Genomic DNA, 16696 nt, shown 5'->3' with positions numbered 1-16696 from the left:
GTGTTTCGTTACCCACCAAACGGTTTTCAAATTCACGTTATACTCGCAGGATATCATCCTCGGCGATGTATGCGCCGGACTGGACTTCGATCATGCGAACCGGGATTTTTCCCGGATTTTGTAATTTGTGCCTTGCTCCAAGCGGGACAAAGACAGACTGATTTTCTGAAATCAGCTCATCTTTCCCATCAATGGTCACTTCCAGCGTTCCACTCACAACAACCCAGTGCTCTGCACGGTGGATGTGGCGCTGCAGTGTCAGGCCTTTGCCAGGTTCGATCATCATAGACTGCACACGGAAGCGCTCGCCTTCTGAGATACGCTCACTCCACCCCCATGGGCGGTAAACGCGGCGGTGTTGAACAGTTTCAGGCCGGTTTGCCTTGTCCAGTTGTTCCACCACCTTCTTCACGTCCTGCGCCTTATCTTTTGCGGCGACGAGGAGTGCGTCCTTGGTGTTGACGACCATAACATCTTCCAAGCCGACAACGCTGACGAGGGCATCTTCAGAATAAACGAGGCAATTTTTGGACTGTTCGAAGATCGCTTCGCCTAAAGCAGAGTTACCCTCATCATTCTTGGCCATGGACTCCCAGATTGCTGGCCATGAGCCAGATCACTCCAACCTGGATCAGTGGGAACGCAGGCAACATTCTCTTCATTCTCCATAATTGCGTAGTCGAAAGAGATGTTGCGCACCTGCGCGAAGGCTTCTTCTTCCAGTCTCAGAAAGTCTAGATCGTGCCTTGCATTCTCAGAGGCCTTGGCCACCTGCTCCCAGATATCGGTGCATGCTTTTGGAAAGCATCGCGCATGGCAGCAGCTGAGTACATAAAGATGCCGGCGTTCCAGAGGTAGTTGCCGTCTTTGAGGAACTCTTCCGCGGTTGCCAGATCCGGTTTTTCAACAAAAGCATCGACCTTGCGGACAGACTCACTGCCCTCACACAGCTTGATGTAGCCGTAGCCGGTGTTGGGTTCGCTTGGCTCAATACCAAAGGTCACGATCTGCCCAGCATCAGCGGCAGTCTGCGCAGCTTCTACAGCGCACAGAAACTCTTTGTCATCTGCGACCAGATGGTCTGACGGCAGCAGCAATACGATGGCGTTTTCATCTGTCTGCAGAGCCATGAGAGCTGCAAGAGCCGCTGGTGCTGCTGTATTGCGTCCGCATGGCTCCAGTACAATAGCCTGAGCTTAATGCCGAGTTCTGCCATTTGCTCGCCGATCAGAAAGCGATGATCCTGATTGGAGATGACCAGAGGAGCGCGGAACTGCTCGGAACTCACTCGTTCACATGTCTTTTGAAAGAGGCTTTGTCCTGAAAAGATTGGCAAAAATTGTTTTGGCCTTTCTCTACGGGACAGAGGCCAGAGGCGAGATCCAAACCCACCCGACAGAATCACAGGTGTGATTTTGCTCATGCTATTGCCAGTCATATTTTCAGGATCACTTTCAAACAAACGAGTAGACTATTCGTAAACTCAGAAGGTGCAGGCAAAAACCCTCAAAACACGTGGAGTTTCAGTGTTCCACACATTCTCTCGAAAATAATTAAGGCATTTTACCAGTCTCTTTATCGTCAACTTACCTAGTACTTTTCAGGGGTATTCAGCCGATTTGGGACGGGTCACGATATTCGTTAATTCATTTAAGCATTTGATTGGGGGGACAATGCGGGATGAACTCAGGCAATCTGTCGAGAGCAAAGTAGAGGAGCTTGTGGCTCTGACACGAGATCTGATTGCGTTTCCGACTATCAATCCTCCCGGGGAAGCTTATCGCCCTTGCGCCGAGTTTATTGGAGAACGCTTAAAGCGCAAAGGCTTTCAGGTTGAGTATGTCAGAGGTGAAAGCACCCCTGGCGACTCTGACCGTTATCCTCGCATCAATGTCATCTGTCGATATGAGGGGCGCGGTCCAGGACCTTGCGTGCATTTCAACTCACACATTGATGTAGTCGAAGTTGGATATGGCTGGACGGTTGACCCATTCGCAGGAGTTGTCAAAGACGGTAAGGTCTTTGGGCGTGGTGCCTGTGATATGAAGGGCGGCTTGGCTTCTTCTATTATTGCGGCTGAATCTCTGATTGAGTGCTTCCCCGAGTTTTACGGTGCGATTGAGATCTCAGGCACCGTTGATGAAGAGTCCGGCGGGCTTGGCGGCGTGGCTTATCTTGCCAGACATGGATACTTTTCCAAGCCACGCGTTGATCATGTAATCATCCCGGAACCATTGCATAAGGATCAGGTCTGTCTTGGGCACAGAGGGGTCTGGTGGAGCGAGATCGAGACTCGCGGATCTATTGCACACGGCTCAATGCCGTTCTTAGGAGACAGCGCAATTCGTCACATGGGGGCGTTTTTGAACGTCCTTGAAGACGAGCTTTACCCTGCGCTCAGCAAAAAACAAACACAAATGCCGGTTATTCCTCCCGGCGCCCGATCATCTACTTTAAATATCAATTCGTTACATGGCGGGCAGGATGAAAGACATGACGGTCTTCCCTCCCCTTGTGTTGCAGATAGCTGCCGCATCGTACTGGATCGTCGCTTCCTGATTGAAGAGCCTTTGGAGGACGTGAAACAAGAGATAGTTGAAATATTAGAAAATCTGCGTAAAACACGTAGAAATTTCGAATATGAACTTAAGGATCTCCTTGAAGTTCTCCCTGTGATGGCCGACAAAGACTCCCCAGTCGCGCGCGCAGTCGCAGACGGAATTAAAGACGTGCTTCAAAAGGATGCGTCATATGTGGTCTCTCCGGGGACATATGATCAGAAGCACATAACACGGCTTGGCCACTTACACGATTGTATTGCGTATGGCCCAGGCAAACTTGAGATGGCGCACAGGCCGGACGAATTTGTTGGAATTGAGGATCTCGTAGACAGCGCAAAAGTAATGGCACTGGCGGCGTACTCTCTTCTTACAGAGCCTGATGCAAGTCCAATAACAAGAACACAGTCTGATCACGTGCACTCTTAAAGTATAAGGGACGGAATGGAATGCATGCAAAGTCATTAAAAAGTCGGCTGCTTTGCCTTGCTGGAGGCGCGGCCCTCGTCCTTGCAGCACTTACAGGTGCGCACGGTTCTGCTGAAGCCAAATCTTCCCTGTCTTTGGGAATGGTACTTGAACCTCCTCATCTTGATGCAACTGCAGGCGCAGCTGCTGCGATTGATGAAGTGGTTTATCAAAACATCTTTCAGGGTCTGACACGTATCGGCCCTGATGGAAGCGTTCAGCCTTCTCTCGCCAAATCCTGGGATGTGAGCGAAGATGGAATGACCTATCGTTTCCATCTGCAAAAGGGTGTTGTCTTCCACGACGGAACACCCTTTTCAGCTGAGGACGTCAAGTTTTCCATTGATCGCGCACGGGCAGAAGGCAGTGTGAATGCCCAGAAGCCTTTGTTTGCAGCGATTGATGAAGTGGTGGTGGTTGATCCGGAAACCGTTGATATCAAACTCACCACACCAAGTGGCAATCTAGCTTATAATCTGGCTTGGGGTGACGCAGTTATCGTTTCTCCTAAATCAGCCGAGAGCAACAAAACGAAACCGATTGGCACCGGACCATTCAAGTTCGATCGCTGGATGAAGGGGCAGGAAATCCGCATTTCCCGCTTTGATGGCTATTGGGGTGATCAACCTCAGCTAGATAAGGCGTCCTTCCGTTTTATTTCTGATCCAAATGCTGCTTTTGCTGCGATGATCTCTGGTGACCTTGATGCGTTTCCAACCTTCTCTGCACCGGAAACTATTGCTCAGTTTGAAGCTGATCCACGTTTTGAAGTTGCGATTGGGACCACTGAGGGTGAAACCATCCTTGCGATGAACAACACCCGTGGTCCACTCAAGAACAAGATGGTTCGCCAGGCTATTTCTCATGCGATTAACAAGCAGGCGCTGATTGATGGGGCGATGTTCGGCCTGGGCACTCCAATCGGCACGCACTTTGCGCCACACCATCCTGCCTATAACGATCTGACGGGGCTTTATCCTTACGATCCAGCAAAGGCGAAAGAGCTGCTTGCCAAGGCCGGTTACGCTGATGGCTTCAGTGCAACGCTGAAGCTGCCTCCGCCAACCTATGCGCGCCGCGGTGGTGAGTTGATTGCATCAGATTTGAAGAAAGTTGGCATTGACCTGAAGATCATTCCGGTTGAGTGGGCACAGTGGCTTTCTGAGGTATTTAAAGAGACGAACTACGACTTCACCATCGTCTCTCATGTTGAGCCAATGGATATTGGCATTTATGCGCGTGAGAAGTACTACTTCAACTACAACAGTGACGCCTTCAAGAACGTGATTGAAGAGCTGAATGTAACTGTTGATGAAGAGAAGCGTTATGAGCTTTTGAAACAGGCTCAGCAGATTATCTCTGACGACGCGGTGAATGTGTATCTGTTCCAGCTGGCGAAGTCAGGTGTTTGGAATGCCAATGTGAAGGGGCTTTGGCGCAACTCTCCGACACCAGGCAATGACTTGTCGCAGGTTCACTGGGCAAATAACTAAAATCACCTAGCAAATACACGTAGATATTTGCACAGGGCTGCGGTTGCAACCGTAATCGCAGCCCTTCTCAATTGCTATTCCAGACCAATTGGTTTAAGCGATTTCAAACCGATAGTTACTCTAGGGGTAACCCTTTTCTCTCATTGTACAATTTGCTTGTGCGACGCAAGTTTGATTGGTTTTGCGGATTTGTCGAATGCTCTGGTTCGCGTTCCTTCGCCTCATAGGCTTACTGACAACTCTATTGGCCGCAAGCCTCGTAATCTTCGTTGTGCTTGAGGTTATTCCCGGTGATCCGGCAGAAGTGATGCTTGGGCTGAACGCACAGCCTGACACGTTGGCGGCATTGCGGGCCGAACTGGGGCTGAACGCGCCCGTCTCTACCCGTTATGTCAATTGGGTGCTTGGCATGCTGCAGGGCGATTTCGGGATCAGCTACACCTACTCTGTTCCAGTTGCAGAACTCATCGGTGAGCGCATTCAGATCAGCCTTCCGCTGGCCACCGGCGCTCTGATTCTTTCTACAATCATCGCAATCCCAATCGGCGTTTATTCAGCGCGTTATCATGGCAAGATCATTGATACGGGCATCATGTCTGTAGCGCAGATTGGTATTGCGATCCCGAACTTTTGGATCGCTATTCTCTTAGTTTACGTGTTCGCGATTGTGCTGCGTGTGCTGCCATCGGGCGGTTTCCCCGGTTGGGAGGTGAGCTTCTTTGGCTCGTTGCAGGCCCTAATACTACCCGTTGTGGCTTTGGCTTTGCCGCAAGCCAGCATTCTGGCCCGCGTAATGCGTTCCGCTCTGCTGGATGTGCTCCATGAGGATTATATTCGCACCGCACGCGCGAAAGGTCTTTCCAACAAAGCCACGCTTTGGCGCCATGGTGTGCGAAATGCTCTTATTCCGGTGCTGACCATTCTTGGCCTTCAGTTCTCCTTCCTGATTGCGGGTACTGTTATCATTGAGAACCTGTTCTACCTGCCAGGACTTGGGCGTCTGATTTTCCAAGGCATCACTCAGCGCGATCTCATTGTTGTGAAAAGCAGTGTGATGCTGCTTGTTGCTCTGACCATCTTCGTGACGTTTCTCGTCGACATCGCCTATGCAGCCATTGATCCAAGATTGAGGCGACGAGTATGAATCAGGAACTTCCGAGCTACCCGTCGCTTGCTACCTATGATGAAATCTCCATTTGGAGGAAGGCTCTGCATAGCCGTTCCTTCCTGATTGGTGCTTTCCTTGCCATCGTTATATTGATAGCTGGCGTGCTCTCCATCTTCTGGACGCCTTATGCAATTGATGTTCTGAACGTTGCCAACCGCTTGAAGCCAATGAGCTCTGAGTTCTGGTTCGGAACAGATCAGTATGGCCGCGATATTTTCTCGATGCTGATGGTGGGTGCGCGCACTTCCATCATTGTCGCGTTGATTGCCGTTGGCATTGGCATGCTGATCGGTGTTCCGCTGGGACTGCTTGCAGCAGCACGCAAAGGTTTGCTGGAAGAACTGGTTATGCGCACCAATGACCTGATCTTTGCGTTCCCTTCCCTGCTTTCCGCCGTGCTGATCACTTCTATTTTTGGACCGGGTACGATCAACGCGGTGATCGCAATTGGCATCTTCAATATTCCGGTGTTCGCACGTGTGGCCAGAGGTGGTGCGCTATCCCTTTCAGGCCGCGAATTTTTGCTTGCTGCCCGGCTTTCTGGCAAGAATTCGTTCTTGATCACGCTGGAGCACGTTATACCGAATATCGCTAACTTGCTGATTGTGCAGGCGACCATTCAGCTGTCGCTCGCGATTTTGTCGGAAGCCGGACTTTCTTATCTTGGTCTAGGCACACAGCCACCGATGGCGAGTTGGGGTCGTATGCTTTATGAGGCGCAGACCATGGTCGCGTTTGCTCCGCAACTGGCGCTTTATCCGGGCTTTGCAATTATCTTCTCTGTACTTGGCTTCAACCTGCTGGGTGATGGTCTGCGTGATCTGCTGGATCCCAAAATGCGGAGGAGAGTGGCATGACCTCTGTCTTTTCCGCGACAGACCTTTGCGTTTCCATTGGTGATAAGGCGATCCTGCGCAACGTGAGTTTCTCGCTTGAGCAAGGCAAAATTCTTGGCCTTGTGGGAGAAAGCGGCTCAGGCAAGTCCATGAGTGCGCTCTCTGCCATGCAGCTGCTACCAGAAGGTGCCAATCAGATCGGTGAGCTGATGTTTGAGGGTAAGAACCTCACACGTGCGACCGATACTGAGATGACCCACATTCGTGGCAAAGACATCTCCATGGTGTTTCAGGAGCCGCTGACCGCTCTGAATCCGACACGCACCATTGGTGAGCAGGTATCTGAAGGGTTGCGCTGGCATCTCGGCCTTTCCCGCAAAGACGCGATGGAACAGACCATTGACGTTTTAGAACGTGTTGGTCTTGGCCTTGAGTACGGCTTGATTGATCGCTTCCCGCACCAGCTCTCTGGTGGTCAGCGCCAGCGTGTGGTCATTGCAATCGCGATTGCCTGCAAGCCAAAAGTACTTATCGCCGATGAGCCGACAACAGCACTGGACGTGACCGTTCAGGCGCAGATCCTGACGCTGCTGAAGGACATCGTGAAGAAAGAGCAGATGGCAATGCTGCTCATTTCACATGACCTGGCCGTGGTTGCGGATATGGCAGACAATGTGGCGATCATGAAGGATGGTGTGATTGTTGAACGCGGCCCAACCTGCGAGTTGTTCGACAATCTTTCTCATCCGTACTCCAAGAAGCTGTTTGAGGCCTCCAACCACGTGCCGGTTCCAAGACAAGAGCCGGTTGACGAGGTTACACAGCCGCTCTTAAAGGTGAGCAATGTGCTGCGCGAGTATCCGCTTCCGCGCGCCAGCTTCTTCACCCGTCGGCAATGGCACCGTGCAGTTCAGCATGTGTCCTTCCATGTGGCGCCACGCCAGAGCATGGGGTTGGTGGGCGAGAGCGGATGTGGCAAGTCCACATTGGCCCGCACCATCTTGGGCCTGACGCCACCTGATGGCGGACACATTCAGTTTCTGGGACAAGACCCCTATTCTGTTTCTCGCAAAGACCGGCAAGATCTTCAGCTTGGTATTCAGGCCGTCTTTCAGGATCCGTATGGCAGCTTTGATCCACGCCATACCGTTGAGCGTACGGTGGGTGAACCACTGCACCTGATGCGTAAGGAGCTATCTCGCAGACAGCGCCGGAAACGGGTCCATGAAGTATTGGAGAGCGTTGGGCTTACCTCCGCCGATGCAAACAAGTATCCGCATGAGTTTTCAGGCGGACAGCGCCAGCGTATTGCGATTGCACGTGCTTTGGTGACCAATCCAAGCTTGATTGTGGCGGATGAGCCAGTCTCTGCGTTGGATGTCTCAATCCGAGCCCAGATCCTTGATCTGTTTGCTGATCTTCGTGACCGTCTCGGGATGGCGTATCTGTTCATCTCGCACGATCTGTCCGTCGTACAGGCGATTACGGACCGCGTGATTGTGATGAATGCTGGCCGGATCGTTGAGGAAGGCCCAACTGGTGAGGTCTTCTCCAACCCAAAGCATCCGTATACACGTATCCTAGTTTCTGCTGCACCTGACCTCAATGAGGCCTTGCGCAGGCGTCGGGAAGAAGAAAACAAGGATACGCATTGAGCGCTATTGCCTGAGATGAACCATTGCCGCTAGCCTTGCTCACGTTTTGGCCGCAGCACACTGGAGAGGTGTTATGACAACAGCTGAAAACCAGCTTCGCCGAGAAATCATTGAGACGGCGCGTGCTTTGCAAAGCACTGGTTTGACACATGGCACCTCTGGCAATGTCAGCGCACGCTGCAATAACGGTATGCTGATTACCCCTTCAGGTGTTCCCTATGAGGATCTGGAGGTGGAGAAGATCGTCTTTATGGATCTAGAAGGTGGTTATTACGGAGATTTTCTGCCTTCGTCCGAGTGGCGCATGCATTTGGACATCTACCGCACTTATGAAGCTGCTGAGGCAGTGGTGCATTGCCATTCGCCGCGTGCGACTGCACTTTCAACCCACAACCGAGGCATCCCGGCGTTTCATTACATGGTCGCTGTGGCGGGTGGAGATGAAATCAAGTGTGCGGACTACGCTACCTTTGGCACGAAAGCACTCTCAGACGCGATGATTGCAGCTTTAGAAGATCGCCGTGCATGTTTGTTAGCCCATCACGGACAGATCGCTTATGGCCCTTCACTGAACAAGGCATTTGGCTCGCAGGTGAAGTGGAAGCACTGGCTGATCAATATCTTTCTGCGCTGGTTCTGGGAGAACCTGCGCCTCTTTCTCCAACCGAGATGAAAGAGATACTGCGAAAATTTAGAAGCTACGGCAAACAACTGGACGCTCTGGATGGGGACGACGCGGGCGCATTTGAAATGCCCCAACGACGCGACTAAACCAGAGAACAACAATAAATGCAGAGGCCATGGTCTCATATGCATGTAACGGGGGAATGATTGGAACATGCGAATTGGACTTGACTGGGGTGGCACCAAAATTGAAGCGCTGGCACTTTCTAACGAAGGTGAAGAACTGTTTCGCAAGCGTGTTCCAACACCAAAGAATGATTACCAAGGCTGCGTAGAGGCTGTTGTCGGGCTTGTTGCAGATGTTGAAGCAGCTACCGGAGAGACCGGCACCGTCGGCATCGGCATTCCAGGTTCCATCTCTCCAAGCACAGGTTTGGTCAAAAACGCCAACTCCACATGGATGAATGGAAAGCCGCTCGACAAAGATCTGTGTGATGCACTTGGCCGAGAAGTCCGCATTCAGAACGATGCCAACTGCATGGCTGTTTCCGAAGCTATTGATGGAGCGGGTGCAGGCTGCGGTGTTGTCCATGGCGTGATCATCGGTACTGGCTGCGGATCTGGCATTGCCATCAATGGCCGCCCGCATAAAGGGGCCAATGGTATTGGCGGCGAATGGGGCAACGTGACCGTCCCATGGATGCAGGAAGGTGAGTTTCCGGGACCTTTGAACTGGACCGGACACCACGGCACGATCGACCTGCTTTGTTCCGGCACGGGCTTTCAATGGGATTATGAGAACGCAACAGGCAAGGCCTTAAAAGGCCTTGAGATCATTGAATTGATGCGTTCTGGTGATGAAGCTGCCATGGGTACTTATCAGCGTTATGTGAGCCGTTTGGGCCGCGCCCTGGCGATGGCTGCCAACATTCTGGATCCAGATTGCTTTGTGCTGGCGGGTGGCATGTCCAACGTAGATGAGATCTACAAGGATCTTCCAGCTGCAATGCGTCCTTACATTTTCTCCGACGGGTATGATTTTGATATCCGCAAGGCCAAACACGGCGACAGTTCTGGTGTTCGCGGAGCCGCCTGGCTGTGGGGTAAGGGCGAAACAACGCAAGGGCAGATCAACGAAAGCTCGTAAACGTACTTTTCCTAATGGATTTCTCTTTCTATAGTCGGTTTTCACGATTCTGATTTCCCGAAAGAAATTTCCATGACAATGACAAGCCAAGAAGTCCTTGCAAAGCTGGTTAGCTTTGACACGGTCAGCGCAAAAACAAATCTCCCCCTGATTAAGTGGATCGAAGAGTATCTGACTGATCTGGGGGTCTCCTCCTTCACTCTGCCAGACGAGACTGGCGAGAAGGCGAGCTTGTTTGCGACGATCGGTGGTGATGGGCCAGATGGTTATGTTCTTTCAGGCCATACAGACGTTGTGCCGGTCGCAGGTCAGGACTGGACTACCGATCCGTTTACCCTTCGTGAGCAGGACGGTTTGCTTTATGGCCGTGGTTCCTGTGACATGAAGGGCTTTGTTGCCTGCTCTCTGGCTAAAGTGCCGGACATGCTAAAGGCACCGCTGAAGAAGCCATTCCATCTTATGTTCTCTTATGATGAGGAAGTTGGATGTATTGGTGTTCAGCCTATTTTGCATAAGCTGGCCGGTGATGACTTCAAGGCTGAGGCTTGCTTTGTTGGTGAGCCAACTGAAATGCAGGTGGTTGTCGCGCACAAATCCAAGTCTTCCTACCGTGCAGTATTTACAGGCCTTTCCTGTCACTCTTCCCTCGCCCCACACGGCGTGAATGCAGTACACTATGGCGCTCGTCTGGTGACAAAACTGGAAGAGATGGCTCGCAAGCTGGCAGCTGGTCCAAGCGATGCGCTTTATGATCTGCCCTTCTCTACCGCACACACTGGTGTGATCAAAGGCGGCACCGCCCTCAACATTGTGCCTGAGCATTGTGAAGTGATCTTTGAGTTCCGCATGCTACCTTCTGAAAGCACGAAGGCGTGCATGGACGAAGTTGAGCGCTATGCTTTTGAAGAGCTTCTGCCTGAGATGCGCAAAGTTTATCCTGAGGCCAACATCGAGTTTATTCCATTCTCCGAGATCCCGGGACTGGATACGGACGTTGAAGCAGACGTAACTGTTCTGGCAAAGAAACTGGCAGGCCGTAACGACCATGCTAAGGTTGCCTATGGAACCGAAGCTGGCCTAATCCAGAACATTCTCGATATCCCTACCGTTGTTTGCGGTCCGGGCAATATCGAACAGGCTCACAAACCTGACGAGTTCATCAAAAAATCCGAACTCGACAAATGCGACGCCTTCCTCGATCGCCTAATCAAACACGCTTGTGCATAGCGATGAAACGAGGCCACTTCACGAAGGGGTGAAGTGGTCTTTGGCTTATTGGTGGGTGCAATTTTGTTTCAGGAGTTGCACCTCTTCGCTCCTTAGGTTATGAAAATCGCATGATGACTATGCAAGCTCAAAACATGCTGTGGTGGTGGCGCCGGTGACGGTGGCTGATCACGCATGTCTTGAAGACCTGTAATTTCCAAGCCGCCGCATTCCCTGCAGGCGGCTTTGTTGTATCTACCGCCTCGCAAACATCGGAAACTGGTGTGCACGACCCGGAGGATTGACCATGCCGATCACGGCAGAACGGACTTATAAGAGCAAAGGCGGTGTTATTATCCGCCGCAAAAGCCGCAATGCTGATTATGCTGCTGGTACAAGCGAATGGATGGATAGACTGGATCGCCAGCGCGGTGCTGTTCTCTCCTCTTCCTACGAATATCCGGGCCGCTATACGCGCTGGGATATGGCTCTGGCCAATCCGCCGCTGCTGATCGAATCCAATGACCGCAAGATCACCATTCAGGCCCTGAACGAACGTGGCTGCGTGCTTATGCCAGCTGTTACAGGTGCTCTGGAAGGCCATGAAGATATCGCAGAGTTTTCTGCGGATGAGTACCGTATCGATCTGACTGTGAAGACACCGGACCGTGCTTTTTCTGAGGAAGAGCGTTCCCGTCAGCCGTCGACCTTTTCAGTTGTTCGCACACTGGTTGATCTGTTTTCTTGTGATGATGATCAGCTCGGCCTTTATGGTGCGTTTGGCTACGACCTTACTTTCCAGTTTGAGCCGATTAATCAGAAACTGCAGCGTCCTGATGACCAGCGGGATATGGTGCTGTTTCTGCCGGATGAAATCCTGATTGTTGACCACTATGGCCGCAAAGCTCACGTGCTGGAATACGATTTTGAGTTCAACGCCAAGACCACGGATGGTCTACCGCGTGATGGCGAGGAAACTCCGTATAAGCCAGCGACTGAAACACCGGGCCGTGGTGATCATGAGCCGGGTGAGTACGCTGATCTGGTGCGTTCTGCAGTTGATTACTTCAAACGTGGTGATCTGTTTGAGACTGTTCCGGGGCAGGTCTTTTACGAGCCTTGCAGCAACCCTCCATCTGCCGTTTCCCGACGTTTGCAGCAGATCAATCCATCTCCGTACTCGTTCTTCATCAACTTAGGCAGTGCTGAGTACCTCGTTGGTGCATCACCAGAGATGTATGTGCGTGTTACCGGCGGTCGCCGCGTTGAGACCTGTCCAATTTCAGGCACCATCCGTCGTGGCAAGAACGCGATTGAGGATGAAGCACAGATCCGTAAACTGCTGAACTCTACCAAGGATGAGGCAGAGCTGACCATGTGCTCTGACGTGGATCGCAACGATAAGAGCCGTATCTGTGTGCCTGAATCTGTGCGTGTTATCGGGCGTCGTCAGATCGAGATGTACTCCCGCCTGATCCATACGGTGGACCACATTGAAGGCACCCTGCTTGATGGCAAGGATGCGCTGGATGCCTTCCTTTCCCACACATGGGCTGTGACTGTGACAGGTGCACCAAAGCGGTGGGCAATGCAGTTTATTGAGGACCATGAGAAGAGCCCGCGCGCATGGTATGGCGGTGCGATTGGTGCTGTGCTGTTTAACGGTGACATGAACACAGGCCTGACCCTGCGCACAGTTCGCATCAAGGATGGTGTGGCGCAGATCCGTGCTGGTGCGACACTGCTTTACGATAGCATTCCTGAGGATGAAGAGGCTGAGACCGAGCTGAAAGCTTCTGCGATGATTGCAGCAGTGCGTGAGGCTGGTCTTGCACTGACATCTGAAGAGGAAGTGGTCAAAGCTAAGCCGGGCAAAGGCAAGAAGATCCTGCTCGTGGATCATGAAGACAGTTTCGTCCATACGCTTGCGAACTACTTCCGTCAGACCGGTGCCGAGGTTGTGACATATCGTAGTCCAGTGCTGGATGAGGTGTTTGATCGGGTTAATCCAGATCTGGTGGTTCTCTCCCTGGTCCAGGCTCGCCGAAGGACTTTGATTGTACAGCAACCATTGAGCGGGCGCGTGCTCGTAAACTGCCGATCTTCGGTGTTTGTCTTGGCCTGCAAGCGCTGACAGAAGCGTTTGGTGGTGAGCTTGATCAACTTGATGTGCCAGTCCACGGCAAGCCGTCTCTTGTCTCCTTCACGCACAACTCCGTGCTGTTTGATGGCCTGAGTTCTCCTGTGACGGTTGGCCGTTACCACTCACTGTTTGCCAAGCGTGATGTGCTGCCGGAGTGCTTTGAGGTGACCTCAGAGACCAAAGACGGAGTGATTATGGCGATCGAGCATAAGAGCGAGCCGATTGGTGCCGTTCAGTTCCACCCAGAGTCCATCATGTCTCTGGATCAGGATGGTGGCCATCAGATCATCGAGAATGTGATGACCAAGCTTCTTACAAAGGGCTGAAGCTGATCGCAGATCAAATTGAGTTCATCAATTGGGCTCATTCTGAGGCCGGAAATGAGCATTCACTTCCGGCCTTTTTTACTAGAGTTTTGTGCAGATGATTTATCCGAAAGAAACCTAGAAGCATCTTTGGCTAAGTCTTCTCGAATTTGCGGCATATAAATGCGCAGAGTTGCGAGAGTGAACCTATTCAGATTGAGAATATTGCAAGTCTCAGGTGTCCCGGGTTGCGTTATATGATTAATCTATGCACGATTGAACTGGTTGACGCGGTTGTCTTTTGTAAAGATCGGGCAGCTGCATTTGATTTATTCCTGCGTGTTACTGCCCGAAGACAGATTGCCACTTTTCGGGAAACGCTTTGATTTACGAGAGTTTGCTCTCACCGTTCACTTAAGAGGATAGAGATGAAAGTACGCGGTATTTTAAGCGGCGTTTTGATGGGCGCAGCAGTTCTGACCGGAACGTTTGCGACCACAGCATCAGCAGAAGAGAAGATCACCGTTGGCGCTCTGCGCTTTACTTCTCATGCCGCAAATTTTGTTGCATTTGAAAAAGGTTACTTCAAAGACGCAGGTCTGGACGTAGAATTCAAATTCTTCCAGGCGGCGCAGCCAATGGCGCTTGCGATTGCATCTGGCGACGTTGATTTTGGTCTTACCGCAATTTCTGGTGGCCTGATCAGCCTTGCAGACAAAGGTGCTGTGAAGGTGATTGGTGGGGCCCTGCAGGAAGAAGATGGCATTGATGGCCAGATGATCCTAGCTTCCAAAGCTGCGTATGATGCTGGCCTGAAAACGCCTGCAGACCTGAAGGGCAAAAGCTTTGGCGTGACCACTGCCGGTTCTTCCTTCCACTACATGGCGCATAAGATTGCTGACAAGGAAGGTTTTGACCGCAAGGACATCAAGATCCGCCCTCTACAGAAGGTTGGAGCTGTGATTGGTGCGCTTAAGAGTGGTCAGATCGATGCATGGTCCATCGTTCCGCACATTGCCAAAGGTCTGGCAAAGTCTCCTCAGGTGGAACTGATCGGCAAGGTGTCTGACTACGTGCCGAACTACCAGGTGACCACAGTTTTCACCTCCACAAAAAACACTAGTAACAATCCTGAGCTGGTTAAAACCTTCCTTGGCGCTTACTCCAAGGGCGCGGCTGACTTCAATGCGGCACTGGTTGATAAATCCGCAGGTGATGCTGCTGCAGAGGACATGGTGAAGCTCATTCACAAGTACGTTTATGCAGATCGTCCCTATGAGAAGGCTGCGCCTTCCATTCGCAATGGCGCAATGCGTCTTAATGAAGGTGCTGCCTTGAACATGGCGAGTGTTGAAGATCAGCTCAACTGGTTCAAGAGCGAAAAGCTTGTGCCAGCTGGCGTAACACTCGACAAGCTGGTTGACGCGAAGTTCGTCGAAACCTTCTAATCCAACACGGGTATTGGCCGTTATCGGGCAATACCCCTTCCCCATAATCCGGTTGGATTACATGCAAATTTCCATTGAAAATCTTAGGCACTCCTACGATTCTGTAGAGGTGCTCCAAGACATCAATCTGACTTTTGAGCCCGGCGAGATCGCTGTGATCATTGGTCCTTCGGGCTGTGGTAAGTCGACCCTCTTGCGCTTAATGGGTGGGCTTGAAGAACCAAGCCAAGGCGCTGCTTACATTACCGGGCAAGTGCCTGAGGGCTCTCTCAATCCCCTCACCTATATCTTTCAGGATTTCGCGCTGCTGCCATGGCGTACTGTGCAGGCAACATCTCTTTGGTGCTTGAGGATCACAAGCTGCCGAAGAAAGAGTGTGAAGCTATCATCACCGATGTGCTTGCACGCACCAACCTTTCTGAGTTTCATGATGCACTTCCTCGTCAGCTCTCTGGCGGGATGAAGCAGCGTGTGGCCATTGCACGAGCCCTTGCCGTACGCCCGGCCTTTCTACTGATGGACGAGCCGCTGTCAGCTCTGGATAGCCAGACACGAGAACTGCTGATGGATGATCTGGTAGATTTGTGGGCACGGGAAAAGTTCTCGGCTTGCTATGTGACACACAATCTAGCTGAAGCTGTGCGTCTCGGACACAAGGTGGTCGTGCTCTCGCGACGCCCCGGAAAGGTGCGTGAGGTGGTTCAGATTGGCATGCCACTGGAACAACGGCGCGAACGGGCAGCAGAGCTGGAAGATGTTCAGCAGCAACTCTGGCACATGATGCGCGAAGAAGCTCTGGCAGCCGACAGGGAGCTTGCTGATGTCTGATCAGATCAATCGCAGAAAAGTTCCGTTTCGCGGCGGTGGCTTCAAACCACGTCCTATCCGCTTTGTTGCGCCCTTTGTGTTTCTTGCGCTGGTGCTATTCTGGGAGTTTGGCTCCCGCAGTGGCTTGATCAGCAATCTGGTATTGCCAGCACCTTCTGAAGCTTTTCAAGCATTTATGGATCTCTATAACTCGGGCCTGCTTTGGAAGCATGTGAGCACCAGCCTTTACCGTCTGGTCTTTGGGTGGAGCATCGGAACAGCACTCGGCATTCTGGTTGGCTTGCTGATTGGGTTGTTTTCACTGGCACGAGCCAGCTTGCTGCCGCTCACATCAGCTTTCTTTCCTATTCCAAAGATCGCTTTGCTGCCACTCTTCATCATCTGGTTCGGCATTGGCGAGGGTTCTAAGGTCGCAACGATCCTGTTTGGCACCTTCTTCCCCACTGTTATCGCCACCTATGGCGGCGTTGATAATGTGGAGCGTGGGTTGATCCGTATGGGGCAGTCCTTTGGAATGAGCTGGCTTTCCATTGTCAGGAAGATCATCTTGCCAGGAGCCTTGCCAGCGATTCTTTCGGGCGCGCGCATTTCTGCCAGCATCGCTATCATCCTGTTGGTGGCCGCAGAAATGATCGGCGCTGAGTACGGCATTGGTGCTTATGTTCTGATGGCAGGATCTTTGTTTGCAACTGACCAACTTATCGTCGGTGTGGCTATGCTTTCCGTTCTGGGGCTCTGCGTGAGCTGGCTGATCGGAAAAGCTGAAAAGGCGTTGTTGAGCTGGCGGGGATAGCCACTAAAAGAACCTCGCTGGAGA

General features: G+C 51.9%; 14 protein-coding genes and 2 pseudogenes. 13 read left to right on the top strand and 3 right to left on the bottom strand.

Going from position 1 to position 16696, the window contains the following annotated elements; all coding sequences use genetic code 11:
- Nucleotides 1–37: 37 nt before the first annotated feature.
- On the bottom strand, nt 38–586 hold the full coding sequence (locus tag JCM12308_RS30465; protein ID WP_208978755.1) for a cupin domain-containing protein: 549 nt from the start codon (nt 584–586) through the stop codon (nt 38–40).
- A 20-nt stretch (nt 587–606) separates the two neighbouring features.
- Here JCM12308_RS30465 and JCM12308_RS32460 point away from each other — a divergent pair, with 20 nt between their 5' ends.
- Nucleotides 607–738 (top strand): hypothetical protein, encoded by a 132-nt coding sequence (locus JCM12308_RS32460; RefSeq protein WP_280138398.1) that lies wholly within the window; start codon nt 607–609, stop codon nt 736–738.
- Here the strand turns inward: JCM12308_RS32460 and JCM12308_RS32455 are convergent.
- On the bottom strand, nt 735–1130 hold the full coding sequence (locus tag JCM12308_RS32455) for a sugar phosphate nucleotidyltransferase (RefSeq protein ID WP_208978773.1): 396 nt from the start codon (nt 1128–1130) through the stop codon (nt 735–737). The two genes, JCM12308_RS32460 and JCM12308_RS32455, sit on opposite strands and share 4 nt — an antisense overlap.
- Entirely contained in the window at nt 1040–1423 is a 384-nt protein-coding gene (locus JCM12308_RS32450) for a sugar phosphate nucleotidyltransferase (protein WP_280138402.1), read from the bottom strand. Before JCM12308_RS32450 ends, JCM12308_RS32455 begins: the two co-directional genes overlap by 91 nt.
- A gap of 250 nt (nt 1424–1673) precedes the next feature.
- Here JCM12308_RS32450 and JCM12308_RS18735 point away from each other — a divergent pair, with 250 nt between their 5' ends.
- The 12 genes and pseudogenes from JCM12308_RS18735 (at nt 1674) to JCM12308_RS18680 (ending at nt 16672) form a co-directional block, all read left to right on the top strand.
- On the top strand, nt 1674–2987 hold the full coding sequence (locus JCM12308_RS18735; protein WP_054784735.1) for an acetylornithine deacetylase/succinyl-diaminopimelate desuccinylase family protein: 1314 nt from the start codon (nt 1674–1676) through the stop codon (nt 2985–2987).
- 20 nt (nt 2988–3007) lie between these two features.
- Nucleotides 3008–4519 carry an ABC transporter substrate-binding protein gene (locus JCM12308_RS18730; RefSeq protein WP_054784734.1) on the top strand — a complete coding sequence of 504 codons (1512 nt, stop codon included), beginning with the start codon at nt 3008–3010 and terminating at the stop codon, nt 4517–4519.
- A gap of 196 nt (nt 4520–4715) precedes the next feature.
- Complete coding sequence (locus JCM12308_RS18725; RefSeq protein ID WP_054784733.1) at nt 4716–5663, top strand: ABC transporter permease; 948 nt, start codon at nt 4716–4718, stop codon at nt 5661–5663.
- Complete coding sequence (locus tag JCM12308_RS18720) at nt 5660–6544, top strand: ABC transporter permease (protein WP_054784732.1); 885 nt, start codon at nt 5660–5662, stop codon at nt 6542–6544. The genes JCM12308_RS18725 and JCM12308_RS18720 overlap by 4 nt, the downstream gene beginning before the upstream one ends.
- Complete coding sequence (locus JCM12308_RS18715; protein WP_054784731.1) at nt 6541–8178, top strand: ABC transporter ATP-binding protein; 1638 nt, start codon at nt 6541–6543, stop codon at nt 8176–8178. Before JCM12308_RS18720 ends, JCM12308_RS18715 begins: the two co-directional genes overlap by 4 nt.
- Before the next feature lie 73 nt (nt 8179–8251).
- Nucleotides 8252–8851: a class II aldolase/adducin family protein gene (locus tag JCM12308_RS18710; protein ID WP_373282390.1), complete on the top strand. Its 600-nt coding sequence runs from the start codon at nt 8252–8254 to the stop codon at nt 8849–8851.
- A gap of 165 nt (nt 8852–9016) precedes the next feature.
- Nucleotides 9017–9949 (top strand): ROK family protein, encoded by a 933-nt coding sequence (locus JCM12308_RS18705; protein ID WP_054784730.1) that lies wholly within the window; start codon nt 9017–9019, stop codon nt 9947–9949.
- 72 nt (nt 9950–10021) lie between these two features.
- Entirely contained in the window at nt 10022–11176 is a 1155-nt protein-coding gene (gene argE / locus JCM12308_RS18700; RefSeq protein WP_054784729.1) for an acetylornithine deacetylase, read from the top strand.
- A gap of 286 nt (nt 11177–11462) precedes the next feature.
- A pseudogene (locus JCM12308_RS18695) lies at nt 11463–13624 on the top strand (anthranilate synthase).
- Between the two features lie 407 nt (nt 13625–14031).
- On the top strand, nt 14032–15051 hold the full coding sequence (locus tag JCM12308_RS18690) for an ABC transporter substrate-binding protein (RefSeq protein ID WP_054784728.1): 1020 nt from the start codon (nt 14032–14034) through the stop codon (nt 15049–15051).
- 61 nt (nt 15052–15112) lie between these two features.
- Nucleotides 15113–15879, top strand: a pseudogene (locus tag JCM12308_RS18685) (ABC transporter ATP-binding protein).
- Nucleotides 15872–16672, top strand: coding sequence for an ABC transporter permease (locus JCM12308_RS18680; protein ID WP_054784727.1), 801 nt, complete (start codon nt 15872–15874; stop codon nt 16670–16672). The pseudogene JCM12308_RS18685 and the gene JCM12308_RS18680 overlap by 8 nt, the downstream one beginning before the upstream one ends.
- Nucleotides 16673–16696: the final 24 nt, after the last annotated feature.

Origin of the sequence: Pseudovibrio denitrificans JCM 12308 (assembly GCF_001310815.1) — a bacterium.
GTDB classification, from domain to species: domain Bacteria; phylum Pseudomonadota; class Alphaproteobacteria; order Rhizobiales; family Stappiaceae; genus Pseudovibrio; species Pseudovibrio denitrificans.
This window is presented reverse-complemented; position numbering and strand designations above follow the sequence as displayed.

Excerpts from the sequence above, each read along its gene's own strand:
- JCM12308_RS30465 (WP_208978755.1), bottom strand. The coding sequence starts at position 586 with ATGGCCAAGAATGATGAGGGTAACTCTGCTTTAGGCGAAGCGATCTTC.
- JCM12308_RS32460 (WP_280138398.1), top strand. The coding sequence starts at position 607 with ATGAGCCAGATCACTCCAACCTGGATCAGTGGGAACGCAGGCAACATT.
- JCM12308_RS32455 (WP_208978773.1), bottom strand. The coding sequence starts at position 1,130 with ATGGCTCTGCAGACAGATGAAAACGCCATCGTATTGCTGCTGCCGTCA.
- JCM12308_RS32450 (WP_280138402.1), bottom strand. The coding sequence starts at position 1,423 with ATGAGCAAAATCACACCTGTGATTCTGTCGGGTGGGTTTGGATCTCGC.
- JCM12308_RS18735 (WP_054784735.1), top strand. The coding sequence starts at position 1,674 with ATGCGGGATGAACTCAGGCAATCTGTCGAGAGCAAAGTAGAGGAGCTT.
- JCM12308_RS18730 (WP_054784734.1), top strand. The coding sequence starts at position 3,008 with ATGCATGCAAAGTCATTAAAAAGTCGGCTGCTTTGCCTTGCTGGAGGC.
- JCM12308_RS18725 (WP_054784733.1), top strand. The coding sequence starts at position 4,716 with ATGCTCTGGTTCGCGTTCCTTCGCCTCATAGGCTTACTGACAACTCTA.
- JCM12308_RS18720 (WP_054784732.1), top strand. The coding sequence starts at position 5,660 with ATGAATCAGGAACTTCCGAGCTACCCGTCGCTTGCTACCTATGATGAA.
- JCM12308_RS18715 (WP_054784731.1), top strand. The coding sequence starts at position 6,541 with ATGACCTCTGTCTTTTCCGCGACAGACCTTTGCGTTTCCATTGGTGAT.
- JCM12308_RS18710 (WP_373282390.1), top strand. The coding sequence starts at position 8,252 with ATGACAACAGCTGAAAACCAGCTTCGCCGAGAAATCATTGAGACGGCG.
- JCM12308_RS18705 (WP_054784730.1), top strand. The coding sequence starts at position 9,017 with ATGCGAATTGGACTTGACTGGGGTGGCACCAAAATTGAAGCGCTGGCA.
- argE (WP_054784729.1), top strand. The coding sequence starts at position 10,022 with ATGACAATGACAAGCCAAGAAGTCCTTGCAAAGCTGGTTAGCTTTGAC.
- JCM12308_RS18690 (WP_054784728.1), top strand. The coding sequence starts at position 14,032 with ATGAAAGTACGCGGTATTTTAAGCGGCGTTTTGATGGGCGCAGCAGTT.
- JCM12308_RS18680 (WP_054784727.1), top strand. The coding sequence starts at position 15,872 with ATGTCTGATCAGATCAATCGCAGAAAAGTTCCGTTTCGCGGCGGTGGC.